The sequence below is a fragment of the Streptomyces thermocarboxydovorans genome, assembly GCF_039524635.1.
In the GTDB taxonomy this organism is placed as follows: Bacteria; Actinomycetota; Actinomycetes; order Streptomycetales; family Streptomycetaceae; genus Streptomyces; species Streptomyces thermocarboxydovorans.
This window is the reverse complement of record NZ_BAAAGU010000034.1, coordinates 70,040-81,295: the sequence shown is the minus strand read 5'-3', so window position 1 is coordinate 81,295 and position 11,256 is coordinate 70,040. Positions and strand designations below refer to the sequence as shown.

Here is an 11,256-nt window from a genome sequence, read left to right as displayed (position 1 = left end):
GGATCTGCCGGTCTGGGGGCAGGCCATGCTGGTCGTCGCCGCCACCCTGGCTGTCGCGCGGGTCGCGGGCGGCACGCTGGTCGCGGCGATCGTGGGGGTCATGGGGGTCGCGTGGGCCGGGACGGCGGCTGGGCGCACGGTCCGGGTAGGTGTCGACGAGGTGGGCGGCGGACCGCTCGGGGTCCGCGGCGCGCGGCACCGGAGGGCGAGCCTCGCTGAGGCCCTGGGCCTCCCGCGCGGCGATCTCCTTGAGCCGCAGCGACAGTTGGAGCGTGCTCGGCCGCTCGTCCGGGTCCTTCGCCAGACAGGCCCGGATCAGCGGGGCCAGCGCGTCCGGCACGCCGTCCAGCTGGGCCTCCTCGTGCACCACCCGGTACAGCATCACCTCCGAACTGCCGTGCCCGAAGGGGGAGTCGCCCGTCGAGGCGTACGCCAGCGTGGCGCCCAGCGAGAACACGTCGGTGGCCGGGGTGACGGCGGCGCCGCGCACCTGCTCCGGGGCGAGGAAGCCGGGGGAGCCGACCGCCGTGCCGACGTGGGTGAGCGTGGAAGCGCCGGTCGCCCAGGCGATGCCGAAGTCGATGATCCGCGGGCCCTTGGGGGAGAGCAGGATGTTCGACGGCTTGAGGTCCCGGTGCACCACACCGGCCTCGTGCACGGCGACCAGGCCCTCCGACAGGGCCGCGCCGATCGCCGCGACCTCGGCGGCGGGGAGCGGGCCCTCGTCGGCGACCTTGTCGTGCAGGGAGGGGCCCGGGACGTACTGGGTGGCGAACCACGGGCGGTCGGCCTCCAGGTCGGCGGCCACCAGGCGGGCCGTGCAGCCGCCCCGGATGCGGCGGGCGGCGGAGACCTCGCGGGCGAAACGGGAACGGAACTCCTGGTCCTCGGCGAGGTCCGGCCGGATGACCTTCAGTGCGACCCGCTGCCCCTTCTTGTCGGAGCCCAGGTAGACCACGCCCATTCCGCCCGCGCCGAGACGTCGGTGAAGCCTGAAAGAGCCGACGACGCGCGGGTCCTCGCGCCTCAGGCGCATCATCGCCATGTTCATCCCCGCTGCCCGGTCCTGTGACGTGCCACAGCTTACGTTTCCACGGGCGCTGGTGCGCAGAGGCCGCGCCCTCTTCGCGGGGCGGATTGTCAGTGGTGGGTGGGAGACTTGAAGGGTGGTCAGGGGGCGTGCGGGCAGGCCGGGTTCGCGCGGTGAGTGATCCCAACCACCCGATGCGGAAGGGGGATCGATCACGTGAAGGGTGACCGCGTGGAGATAGTCGTGGACGCGGGGGACACGACGCGGACGTACGAGGTGGTGGCCGGCAGGGCGGGGCGCCGGGTGGAGACGGCGGTGCGCCGGGGGGTGGTGGAAGTGAGCGAAGTCACGCGAAGCGGGACGGTGGTGCGGACGGCGCGGTTCATGGCGAACCGGGTGCTGGCGCTGGTGGAGCAGCCGGTTCCGAGGGAGGACGGAACGGAGCTTTCGGGTCGTACCGGGCGTCCCCTCCGGGATGTCCCCGAGTCGTAGGACCGCGTCTCCACCCAGGGGAGTACGGCGGGCGTTACGGCTCATCCTCCGGGAGGCCCGGCAATCGGTACGAGGGCATGACGCCCGGGATGTGCGGGGCGCCTAGATTTGAGGTCAAGCGGCGGGTGCAGTACTCGTCCCCCGAGGTCAGACGCCCGCCGCTGCACAGACCGGTGAACGGCAAGACAGCAAGACTGCAAGACAGCAGGACAACGCGACAGTAGGACAAGCGGTCAGGAGAGGGGCCATGGCGCACACGGCACCGCGGACACTGGTCCGCGTGCGGGCGCGGCGCGAGGGACGCCGGCACCCGCTGGTGGCCACGCTGATGGCTCTTCCCCTGGCGGTCCTGCTCCTCCTCGTCTTCGACGGGTGGGAGACAGTGACCACACAGGCGTCGTCCGTGGGCGAGATGCTGGGGCGCTGAGCGGCGCCCCAGACCCGGAAGAGCGGTCCGGGAGGGGAACATCCCGCCCATGAAACCCCGTGGGGACGGGGGTGCGGCGGACGGCAAAAATGCCGGCGCAGCTGGGGAGCTGCGCCGGCATTGCTTTGCGCCCGTGCCGCTGAGCGGGGGTGCGCGTGTCCATGCCTGCGGCGTAGCCGTGCATTAGCTGCGGGCATTCGTGCCGCCTGGGGCGATGGGGGTCCCCTGCTCGAGCGAAGTCGAGAGTGGGGGAAGGCGGGCGCAGCGGTACCCCTTCAGCGGGGCCAGCGCACCCCACCCCCGGCCAGCCCCGGCACTGGGTGCCCAACGCAGGCGCAGCCCAGCAGAGCTCCGCGGACTCAGATGCCCAGCTGAACCCGTCGGCGTCGCCAAGTGAAGCGAACCTCGTACCCACGCCCGCGCAGCCCCCCGTACGCTCCCTCTCAGACCCGCACCCCAGGGAGCCCCGTGCCGTCAGACCACCCCCTCCTGCTCGAGCTGACCGCCCATGCCGCCGCCGTCGCTCACCAGGCACCGCACCACTCCACCTGCCCCTGCGGCGCAGCCACCCTCGCCGACCGCCCCGACGGCACAGTCGTCCGCCACGGCGACACCGTCGCTAAGGCCCACGCAAAGGACGCCGACCCCGGCGAGCTGAAGGCACGGATGGAAACGGCCACGCAGCTCAAGGGCATCTTCGTCGCCCCCCTGACCCCCGCCCCCACCCACCTGCACGGCCGCCCCGTCACCTTCTGGCCCTACGGCGTCCCCGTCGACCCGGACACCCCCGACGCCGCCCCCTGGGAACCCGCCGCCACCCTCCTCGCCCACCTGCACCGCACCCCCGCCCCACCGAACCTCCCCGTGATGCGAGGCCCGCTCAAGGCAGCCCGTGCCATCACCCGGCTCCGAGCCGAAGCCCCGGAGCACCCAGCCACCGCCCCGGTCCTGCGGGCCTGGTCCACGCTCCCCGCCTGGGCCAGAGCAGAGGCCCCCATGTCCGGCCCACCCACGCTGTGTCACGGCGACTTCCATCTCGGCCAGCTCGTCCACCTGCCCAGCGGTGGGGGTTGGCGGCTCATAGACGTGGACGATCTCGGGGTGGGCCACCCCGCCTGGGACCTCGCCCGCCCCGCCGCCTGGTTCGCCTGCGGCCTGCTGCACGGAGAGGAGTGGGCGCGCTTCCTCGCCGCTTACCGGAACGCCGGCGGCACCGCCGTCCCGGCCGACGGCGACCCCTGGCCGTTCCTCGACACCCCGGCCCGGGCCCTCACCGTGCAGACCGCCGCCCGCATGATCACCAAGGCGGTTGCGGACGGACGGACCTTGGACGACGTCGAGACCTGCGTGGTGGACGCCTGCGCCCGCATCGCCTCCGCCAAGACCCCTCCCGCACCGGCCCCCAGCCCCCTAGGCTGCAACCGACGGGGGCCGGACGGAGTCTGTCCTGGCGATACCCGAAGCAGGACCGACCGGCGAGGAGCTGAACAAACCATGCAGTGTCCGAAGTGTCGTGCGCCCATGCACACCTACAACCGCAACGGCGTCCAGATCGAGCAGTGCAGCGGCTGCCGTGGGATCTTCCTCGACTACGGCGAGCTCGAGGCGCTGACCCGGCTGGAGGCCCAGTGGTCCCAGCCCGCGCCGCCCGCCGCCCCGCAGGCGTACCCCGCCGCTCCGCAGGCCCCGGCCGCGCCCGCCTGGGGCGCCCCGCACGGCGGGCACTACGGCCACCGCCGGCACAAGAGCTTCGGGCACATGCTGTTCTCGTCCTGAAGTCCGGAAACACGACCGAGCCCCCGGCCGCTGGACGGCCGGGGGCTCCGGTGTGACGTGGACGATACTGGGATTGAACCAGTGACCTCTTCCGTGTCAGGGAAGCGCTCTCCCGCTGAGCTAATCGTCCTCGGGAATCATGATCACGCCATGGAGCGGATCATAAGCACTGCGTGCGCGATACTGGGATTGAACCAGTGACCTCTTCCGTGTCAGGGAAGCGCTCTCCCGCTGAGCTAATCGCGCTGGGCGGATCTTCGTGAGATCCAGTGGACGATACTGGGATTGAACCAGTGACCTCTTCCGTGTCAGGGAAGCGCTCTCCCGCTGAGCTAATCGTCCTTGGAGGTGGAGACGGGATTTGAACCCGTGTAGACGGCTTTGCAGGCCGTTGCCTCGCCTCTCGGCCACTCCACCCGGAGTGTAGGGGATCACGTGGACCCCCTGTGCTGCGAGCGGACGACGAGGCTCGAACTCGCGACCTCAACCTTGGCAAGGTTGCGCTCTACCAACTGAGCTACGTCCGCCTGTCGTTTCGGTCCGCTTGCGCGTCCCGGCGACGAACTGAACTCTAGCGGATTCCGGGGCCAGTACAAAAACGCGTTTGTGCAGCGTGCTGCCCTGCGTCGCGCCACGAGCGGCCGCCCTACACTCATGGCGTGCTCGACCTGCCAGCTCTCGCCCGCTTCGGCAACCGTGTCGCCACCGGCCTGATCGACGTCACCGACGACCCGGCGGCCCTGGACTCCCACGGTTTCTGGGCCGTCTGCGCGGACTTCGAGGGCCGTCTGACCTGCGCACGCTTCCGCGAGGTGCGCGAGCAGCCGGTGCCCGCGCCGGTGCCGGGCGCCTGGCGGGGGCCGGACGCCGGCGACTGGTCGACCTCCCTGGACCGCTCCGGGTACACGGCGGGCGTGCGCTCCATCCGCGACCGCATAGCGGAGGGCGAGGTGTACCAGGCGAATCTCTGCCGGGTGCTGTCCGCGCCCGTCGCACCGGACAGCGACGTGGACGCCCTGACCTCCCTGCTGGCCCGCGGCAACCCGGCACCGTACGCAGGAACGATCCGGCTTCCGGGGCACGGCGTGGAGATCGCCACCGCCTCGCCCGAGCTGTTCCTGCGCCGCGACGGCCGGGTCGTGGAGTCGGGGCCGATCAAGGGCACCGGGCGCACCGAGGCGGACCTCCTGGACAAGGACTACGCCGAGAACGTCATGATCGTGGACCTGGTGCGCAACGACATCGGCCGGGTCTGCGCCACCGGCAGCGTCACCGTGCCCGACCTGTGCGCCGTCGAGAAGCACCCCGGCCTGGTGCACCTGGTGTCGACGGTGCGGGGGGAGCTTCGCGCGGGGGCGGGCTGGCCCGAGCTGCTCGACGCCGTCTTCCCGCCCGGCTCGGTCACCGGCGCGCCCAAGTCCAGCGCGCTGAGGATCATCGGCGAGCTGGAGACGGTGCCCCGAGGACCGTACTGCGGCGGCATCGGCTGGGTGGACGCCGACCGGGGCACCGGCGAGCTGGCGGTGGGCATCCGTACCTTCTGGATCGACCGGGACGCGGGCGGCGGCGCCGTGCTGCGGTTCGGCACCGGCGCCGGGATCACCTGGGGGTCCGACCCCGAGCTGGAGTGGCGGGAGACCGAACTGAAGGCGTCCCGGCTGCTCGCGGTAGCGTCGGGCACATACGAGGTGAGTGAAGGGATCCGAGAGTGAAGATCTGGCTCGACGGCGGGCTGCAGGACATCGAGTCCGCCCGCGTCTCCGTCTTCGACCACGGACTGACCGTGGGCGACGGCATCTTCGAGACGGTCAAGGCGGTCGACGGCCGTCCGTTCGCCCTCACCCGGCATCTCGACCGGCTCACCCGCTCTGCCCGCGGCCTCGGCCTGCCCGATCCCGACCTCGACGAGGTCCGCCGCGCCTGCACGGCCGTGCTGGAGGCCAACCCGATGCCGCTCGGCCGGCTGCGCATCACCTACACCGGCGGCCACGGACCGCTGGGCTCGGACCGCGGCGAGCACGGCACCACCCTGGTCGTGGCCCTGGGCGAGACCAGCCGCCGCCCCGACTCCACGGCCGTCGTCACCGTCCCATGGACCCGCAACGAGCGCGGCGCGCTGACCGGCCTGAAGACCACCTCCTACGCCGAGAACGTCGTGGCTCTCGCCCGGGCCCGCGAACGGGACGCCAGCGAGGCGCTGTTCGGCAACACCGTCGGGCAGCTCTGCGAGGGCACCGGCTCCAACGTCTTCGTCGTCCTCGACGGCGAGATCCACACCCCGCCGCTCGCCTCCGGCTGCCTCGCCGGCATCACCCGGGCCCTGGTCGTCGAGTGGACCGGCGCCAAGGAGACCGACCTGCCGCTGGACGTGCTCCAGCGGGCCGACGAAATCTTCCTCACCTCCACCCTGCGCGACGTCCAGGCCGTCCACCGCGTCGACGACCGTGAACTGCCCGGCGCCCCGGGCCCGGTGACCGCCAAGGCCATGCGGATCTTCGACGAGCGCTCGGCGGCCGATCTCGATCCCTGAGCCCGATAATCGGCTGAACCCGGGGCGTGGCAGCGGGTAGAACTCCGGTGATGACCACGACCCTGCGGCCGGTCGAGCCGCTTCAGCAGAACCCCGACGGCACGCGCTCACGCCGCTACCAGGTGTGCGTCAACAGCCGTCCCGTCGGCACGATCCACCTGGGCACGCACCCCGTCTTCGGCTCCGCCGCCGCCCGGATCATGAGCCTGCGCATCGAGGAACCGGACCGCCGGCGCGGCCGGGGCACGGTGGCCGCGCTCGCCGCGGAGGAGGTCGTACGCGGCTGGGGCTGCCGCCGTATCGAGGTGACCGTCCCCGCCGACGCCGGGCCGGCCCTCCGGCTCGCCACGGCGCTCGGGTACGTCGTGCGCAACCGCGGCATGGAGAAGGCGCTCGGTGACACCCCGCCCGCACTGCCGGAGGGCAGCCGGGCGCGGGCCATGACCGAGGAGGAGTTCCGGTCCTGGCTGGCCCACGGCAAGGAGGACTTCGCACGCCAGTGGATCGAGCGCGGCGTGCCGGAGGCCGAGGCACGCGCCAAGTCGGAGCGGGACCACGCCACGCTGCTGCCCGAGGGGCGCGCCACCGGGGGCATGCTCTTCAGCGTCCTGGAGCACCAGGGCACCGCCGTGGGCAGCCTGTGGCTCTCGGTGCGCGGGGAGCAGGCCTGTGTCTTCGACGTGGAGACCCGGTCCGCCCACCGCGGCCGGGGCCACGGACGCTCCCTCATGCTGCTGGCGGAGGCCCAGGCCGTCGAGGCCGGCAAGCGGACCATCGGGCTCAATGTCTTCGCGGGAAACACCGCTGCCGAGCGGCTCTACGAATCGCTCGGCTACGAGACCACCCGGTACGCGATGTACAAGCACCTGCTGTAGGCGCGATGCGTGGCGGGGGAGGGGCCGGGGGTGGACCGGTTCAGGCCTGCTCGGCGAGCAGGCGGTCGGCGATCTGCTCGATGCGCTCGCGCAGCCCCTCCTGGCTCTTGCCCCCGTCCAGGCGCTCGCCCGCGATGACATACGTCGGGGTGCCGGTCACCCCGATCGCCTTGCCCTCGGCCTGGTCCGCGTCGACGGCCAGGATGTGCCGCCCGTCGATCAGCGCGGTGTCGAACTCCTCGGCGTCCAGACCCAGTTCCCGGGCGACCTCGACCAGGAAGGGCTCGCCCTTGCGGCCCAGCTCCTCGACCTGCCCCAGCAGCGCCTCGGCGTAGGCCCAGCCCTGCCCCTGCGCCAGCGCCTCCTCGGCCGCCTGGGCTGCGGCGAAGGCGTACTTGTGCTTCGCCAGCGGGAAGTGGCGCAGCCGCAGTTCCAGCCGGTCGCCGTAGCGGGCGCGCAGGGCGCGCAGATCGTCGAGGGCGGTGCGGCAGTCCGGGCACTGCAGATCGCACCAGACGTCGAGAACGGGCACGGCGGTGGTGGAGGGGTCACTCATGGGCACAGTCTCCCAGCACCGCCCCCGTGACACCCAATCGGACCTGGCGTGATCCCGTCGGCGCGCGGTCCGGGGCGTACTCCGGCACGGCACCTGCGAAGGAGCCGACCCGGAGATGTCCCTGATCTCGGGCCGGGGCATGGCCGGGCGGGGGCCGGCAGGTGCAGGATGGAAGGGACGAAGCGCCCACAGTGACCCACCCTGCCGGGAGGACCGGATGATTGCCGAGACGATCTGCTCCGCCGTGTCCGCGGCAGGCCTGGGCATCGCGGCCGTCACCGCCTACCGCAAGCGGTTCCTGGCCGCCGCCCGTATCGCCGCCTACGCACTCGTCCCCCTCGGCCTGGTCCTGACCGGCATCGTCGAGTGGCTGGCGGACACCGCGTTCAGTCCGACGGCCTGGGTCGGCTTCGGACTGCTGGGCCTGTCCTGGGTGATCTTCATGACCACGCGAGCCGTGGAGCGCCGGCGCGGCGGCACCCGCAAGGAGCGCAAGGCGGCCAAGGCGGCCTCCCAGCCCGATGCGGCGGCCCCGGCGGCCTCCGCCCCCTCCCTCGCCCCGGCCTCCCGGCCCGCGACGAGGCAGAAGTCCGCGCCGTCCGGCGACGACGACTTCAGCGACATCGAGGCCATCCTGAAGAAGCACGGCATCTGACCGGGCCGGACACGGCCGGACGGCCGTCGGGCCGGACACGGCCGGACGGCCGGGACCCACCCGTGCGGTCCGCGGCGTCCGCGGGGCGTGTGAGGGCCGTCGGATGGCCGAATCGTCACAGGGGATCGTGGATCGTCCGGAAACGATCACAACCCGAACCGTCGCCCACTCAATCGGCGAAGCGGCGTTCACCCGGCGAGTGGTGATCGCTCCCGCGGCGCCGGATACGTCATCATCGCGGCGAGATGCTGGACACGACACACAGCGATGCCGCGCCGCCTCAGGACAAGCCGCGCGGCTGCCTCTTCGCCCTGTCCCAGCCACCGCTGATGATCTTCCTTGCGGTGATCGGGTGTCTGCTGCTCACGGCTGCCCTGCACGACCTGCTGTGGCTGTGAGCCGTACCCGCGGTTCCCGGCGTCACCCGTCGGGACCGCGTCGGCAGCAGTGCCTCGCCGGGCGGGGCGTGTCCGGTCAGCCCGCCGCTTCCTTGCGCCGTGCCCGGTAGGCGGCGACATGCAGCCGGTTGCCGCAGGTCCGGCTGTCGCAGTAGCGGCGCGAGCGGTTGCGGGAGAGGTCGACGAAGGCGTGCCGGCAGTCCGGGGCCTCGCAGCGGCGCAGCCGTTCCCGCTCCCCGGCGACCACGAAGAACGCCAGCGCCATCCCGCCGTCGGCGGCCAGATGATCGGCGACCGAGGCGCCGGGCGCGAAGTAGTGGATGTGCCAGTCGTAGCCGTCGTGGTCCGTCAGGCGGGGCGTGGTGCCGGCCGCGGCGACCAGCTCGTTGATCAACCCGGCCGCGGTACGGGCGTCGGGAGCGGCGAAGATCGCGGCGAATCGGGACCGGAGCCTGCGCACCGCCGACAGGTCGAGCTCCGTCAGGACTCCGACCTCGCTGATGTCGTGCTTCTGCACGAACTGCTCGAGCGCCGCGACGTCCGCCAGTCCGTCCGGCGCCGCCTCGTCCTCCGGTGCGGTGTTCACCAGATCCACCACGGCGTCCAGCGCACACCGGGTGTCGTGGGTGATCAGCACGATTCGCTCCCTGGCCTGGGGGGTCGGGCGTGGCGCCCGCCGATGCTGGGCCGATAGTAGTGGCTCAGGCGAGCACCCCACCGCCCCCGCTTCGCACATGGCATCGAATACAACGCCCGAATGAGCCCCGGCGTTCCCCTGGGGGGTATCCGCGGGTTCCCTTGGGGGCATCCGCGGGCCGTGCCGACACCCGGACCCCTCTTCTGCTCTCCTTTCACTCTCCGTCACCGGCCCTGAGCAACACAAGGGCGCCGGTCGCGGAAGTCCGCGGCCGGCGCCGGTGTGTGCCGTAAGCGGCTGCTCGGGCCCGAGCCGTCTCCCCGAGTCGACGGCGCCGGGCGGCTTGGTGGCCTCGCCTAGCTTTCCGCCAGGATGTGCGAGAGCTCCTGATCGAGATCGAAGTGCCGGTGCTCCGTGCCGGGGGGCACGGCGGCGTCGGTGCGCTTCATGAAGGACTCCAGGGCCCGCGCGGGGGCCTCGAGCAGAGCCTCGCCCTCCGGGGAGCTCAGCGCGATGCAGACGACGCTCTGGCCATGACTGCGCGACGGCCAGACGCGGACGTCGCCCGTGCCGGTGGGGCGGTGAAGTCCCTCGGCGAGGAGGTCGCGGGCGAACACCCACTCGACGGTCTCCTCGGCTCCGGTGTGGAAGGTGGCGTGCACGGCGTAGGGGTCGGCCGTGTCGTACCGCAGGCCTGCGGGGACAGGCAGGGAGGACTCGCTCGACACAACGAGGCGCAGGTGCAGCTCGCAGCTGACCGTGGTGTTCATAAGCGCCAGGGCCTTTCGCTCAGTGTGCGCTCGGGGATTCGCACGTCGGCGAAATCGACATGCCACCTACGGTGCCGTTGTAAACCCCTCTGAGTGTTTTGCGTGCGTTTATGTAACTCGTCTGGCCGAGAGATCGTTCGGGCGGTGCGCCCATTCCGGTGATGTGATTCGCTCGGGTAGTGTTTGGCCGTATGAACACGGGGAGTAACAAGCGCGGTGAGGCGGCCGTGGCCGTCGGCCGGGCGGACCGAGCGGAAGGGGCAGCGACGGGCGAGGCGGCGGATCGGAAGGAGCGCGAGGAGCGGGCGCTCGGCTCTCGTGCGCCTCAGTTCATCCAGGCGCGTCGCGGGCTGCACATCAGCTGGCAGGTCGGGGTCTTCGTCATCGGCCTGGCCGTCGTCGTGGCCGGAGTGATCATGCTGCCGCTGCCCGGGCCGGGCTGGGTGGTGATCTTCGCCGGCATGGCGATCTGGGGGACCGAGTTCGCCTGGGCCCAGCTGGTGCTGCGCTGGACCAAGCGCAAGGTCACCGAGGCGGCGCAGCGGGCCCTCGATCCCAGGGTGCGGCGCCGCAACATCATCCTGACCTCGATCGGCCTGGTCATCGTGGCCGTGCTGGCCGGGATCTACTTCTACAGGTTCGGCCTCGTCATGCCGTGGAAGATCAAGGACCAGTGATCAGGACCGGGGGCCGGGGCGACCGGCCCCCTCTGGTCACGAGCACTCCCTGACATGGGGTAATGTTCTTCCTGCGTCCGGGCGATTAGCTCAGTGGGAGAGCGCTTCGTTCACACCGAAGAGGTCACTGGTTCGAACCCAGTATCGCCCACCGGATCACAGCGGCCCGGCTCACCGAACGGTGAGCCGGGCCGCTGCTTCGTACCCGGGTTCCCGCTGCCCCGTACCCCCGGGCATGATCGCTCGTGGGGTTTCGTCGGCTCCCCGGCGGACCCGGCGAGAGCCGAGAGGGAGGGGAGAGGCACAACCCGGCACGGGGGCGCGGAAGTGACGCTCCGTTACGCGGGTATGAGTGGCGGGCCCGCCGGTACGAGCTTGGAATTCACCGGCGGCGAATGATTCCCGGTGAAGATCCGGGCGCGGGATCCGGCCG

General features: G+C 71.8%; 13 protein-coding genes, 6 tRNA genes and 1 pseudogene. 11 read left to right on the top strand and 9 right to left on the bottom strand.

The genetic code is table 11. The features are described 5' to 3' along the window. Positions 1–1,051, bottom strand: a 1,051-nt coding sequence (locus tag ABD198_RS17525) for a serine/threonine-protein kinase (RefSeq protein WP_344002295.1), incomplete at its 3' end; no start/stop codon positions are given. A 195-nt stretch (positions 1,052–1,246) separates the two neighbouring features. On the opposite strand from ABD198_RS17525, the gene ABD198_RS17520 reads away from it, so the two are divergent. The 4 genes and pseudogenes from ABD198_RS17520 to ABD198_RS17505 all read left to right on the top strand — a co-directional run bounded on the left by ABD198_RS17520 (position 1,247) and on the right by ABD198_RS17505 (position 3,725). Beyond that, positions 1,247–1,522 (top strand): hypothetical protein, encoded by a 276-nt coding sequence (locus tag ABD198_RS17520; protein ID WP_344002292.1) that lies wholly within the window; start codon positions 1,247–1,249, stop codon positions 1,520–1,522. 247 nt (positions 1,523–1,769) lie between these two features. Further along, positions 1,770–1,949, top strand: coding sequence for a hypothetical protein (locus tag ABD198_RS17515; RefSeq protein ID WP_344002289.1), 180 nt, complete (start codon positions 1,770–1,772; stop codon positions 1,947–1,949). Positions 1,950–2,417: 468 nt separating this feature from the next. Continuing rightward, positions 2,418–3,341: pseudogene (locus ABD198_RS17510) on the top strand (phosphotransferase family protein); the annotation flags it as partial. Between the two features lie 102 nt (positions 3,342–3,443). Beyond that, positions 3,444–3,725, top strand: a complete 282-nt coding sequence (locus ABD198_RS17505; protein WP_344002298.1) for a TFIIB-type zinc ribbon-containing protein — start codon at positions 3,444–3,446, stop codon at positions 3,723–3,725. 58 nt (positions 3,726–3,783) lie between these two features. On the opposite strand, the gene ABD198_RS17500 is transcribed toward ABD198_RS17505, so the two are convergent. From ABD198_RS17500 to ABD198_RS17480, 5 genes are all read right to left on the bottom strand, one after another. Then, positions 3,784–3,855 (bottom strand) — tRNA-Val (locus ABD198_RS17500). Between the two features lie 44 nt (positions 3,856–3,899). Then, positions 3,900–3,971 (bottom strand) — tRNA-Val (locus ABD198_RS17495). A gap of 24 nt (positions 3,972–3,995) precedes the next feature. Continuing rightward, positions 3,996–4,067 (bottom strand) — tRNA-Val (locus tag ABD198_RS17490). A 1-nt stretch (position 4,068) separates the two neighbouring features. After that, positions 4,069–4,142, bottom strand: a tRNA-Cys gene (locus ABD198_RS17485). Positions 4,143–4,179: 37 nt separating this feature from the next. Further along, positions 4,180–4,252 (bottom strand) — tRNA-Gly (locus ABD198_RS17480). Between the two features lie 132 nt (positions 4,253–4,384). Here ABD198_RS17480 and ABD198_RS17475 point away from each other — a divergent pair. Genes ABD198_RS17475 through ABD198_RS17465 form a run of 3 tightly spaced genes read left to right on the top strand, consistent with a single transcriptional unit; the run spans position 4,385 to position 7,130 of the window. Next, a complete protein-coding gene (locus ABD198_RS17475; protein WP_344002286.1) occupies positions 4,385–5,437 on the top strand; it encodes a chorismate-binding protein in 1,053 nt (350 codons plus the stop codon). After that, entirely contained in the window at positions 5,434–6,255 is an 822-nt protein-coding gene (locus tag ABD198_RS17470; protein ID WP_344002283.1) for an aminotransferase class IV, read from the top strand. The genes ABD198_RS17475 and ABD198_RS17470 overlap by 4 nt, the downstream gene beginning before the upstream one ends. Before the next feature lie 50 nt (positions 6,256–6,305). Further along, the gene (locus ABD198_RS17465) at positions 6,306–7,130 is read left to right on the top strand and encodes a GNAT family N-acetyltransferase (RefSeq protein ID WP_344002279.1); all 825 of its coding nucleotides are present in this window, start codon (positions 6,306–6,308) and stop codon (positions 7,128–7,130) included. Between the two features lie 40 nt (positions 7,131–7,170). Here the strand turns inward: ABD198_RS17465 and ABD198_RS17460 are convergent, their stop codons facing one another. Further along, positions 7,171–7,686 carry a DsbA family protein gene (locus ABD198_RS17460; protein WP_344002276.1) on the bottom strand — a complete coding sequence of 172 codons (516 nt, stop codon included), beginning with the start codon at positions 7,684–7,686 and terminating at the stop codon, positions 7,171–7,173. Between the two features lie 217 nt (positions 7,687–7,903). On the opposite strand from ABD198_RS17460, the gene ABD198_RS17455 reads away from it, so the two are divergent. Then, positions 7,904–8,341, top strand: a complete 438-nt coding sequence (locus ABD198_RS17455; protein WP_344002273.1) for a hypothetical protein — start codon at positions 7,904–7,906, stop codon at positions 8,339–8,341. A gap of 245 nt (positions 8,342–8,586) precedes the next feature. After that, the gene (locus tag ABD198_RS17450) at positions 8,587–8,739 is read left to right on the top strand and encodes a hypothetical protein (RefSeq protein ID WP_344002271.1); all 153 of its coding nucleotides are present in this window, start codon (positions 8,587–8,589) and stop codon (positions 8,737–8,739) included. 76 nt (positions 8,740–8,815) lie between these two features. Here the strand turns inward: ABD198_RS17450 and ABD198_RS17445 are convergent, their stop codons facing one another. Together ABD198_RS17445 and ABD198_RS17440 are read right to left on the bottom strand one after the other, a co-directional pair. After that, on the bottom strand, positions 8,816–9,376 hold the full coding sequence (locus ABD198_RS17445; RefSeq protein WP_344002268.1) for a CGNR zinc finger domain-containing protein: 561 nt from the start codon (positions 9,374–9,376) through the stop codon (positions 8,816–8,818). 356 nt (positions 9,377–9,732) lie between these two features. Beyond that, entirely contained in the window at positions 9,733–10,146 is a 414-nt protein-coding gene (locus tag ABD198_RS17440; RefSeq protein WP_344002266.1) for an SsgA family sporulation/cell division regulator, read from the bottom strand. Positions 10,147–10,337: 191 nt separating this feature from the next. Between ABD198_RS17440 and ABD198_RS17435 the strand changes: the two genes are divergently transcribed. Continuing rightward, positions 10,338–10,823, top strand: a complete 486-nt coding sequence (locus ABD198_RS17435; RefSeq protein ID WP_344002263.1) for a TIGR02611 family protein — start codon at positions 10,338–10,340, stop codon at positions 10,821–10,823. A gap of 79 nt (positions 10,824–10,902) precedes the next feature. Further along, positions 10,903–10,974 (top strand) — tRNA-Val (locus ABD198_RS17430). The last annotated feature ends 282 nt before the right edge of the window (positions 10,975–11,256 follow it).

Excerpts from the sequence above, each read along its gene's own strand:
- ABD198_RS17515 (WP_344002289.1), top strand. The coding sequence starts at position 1,770 with ATGGCGCACACGGCACCGCGGACACTGGTCCGCGTGCGGGCGCGGCGC.
- ABD198_RS17435 (WP_344002263.1), top strand. The coding sequence starts at position 10,338 with ATGAACACGGGGAGTAACAAGCGCGGTGAGGCGGCCGTGGCCGTCGGC.
- ABD198_RS17440 (WP_344002266.1), bottom strand. The coding sequence starts at position 10,146 with ATGAACACCACGGTCAGCTGCGAGCTGCACCTGCGCCTCGTTGTGTCG.
- ABD198_RS17450 (WP_344002271.1), top strand. The coding sequence starts at position 8,587 with ATGCTGGACACGACACACAGCGATGCCGCGCCGCCTCAGGACAAGCCG.
- ABD198_RS17505 (WP_344002298.1), top strand. The coding sequence starts at position 3,444 with ATGCAGTGTCCGAAGTGTCGTGCGCCCATGCACACCTACAACCGCAAC.
- ABD198_RS17465 (WP_344002279.1), top strand. The coding sequence starts at position 6,306 with ATGACCACGACCCTGCGGCCGGTCGAGCCGCTTCAGCAGAACCCCGAC.
- ABD198_RS17455 (WP_344002273.1), top strand. The coding sequence starts at position 7,904 with ATGATTGCCGAGACGATCTGCTCCGCCGTGTCCGCGGCAGGCCTGGGC.
- ABD198_RS17460 (WP_344002276.1), bottom strand. The coding sequence starts at position 7,686 with ATGAGTGACCCCTCCACCACCGCCGTGCCCGTTCTCGACGTCTGGTGC.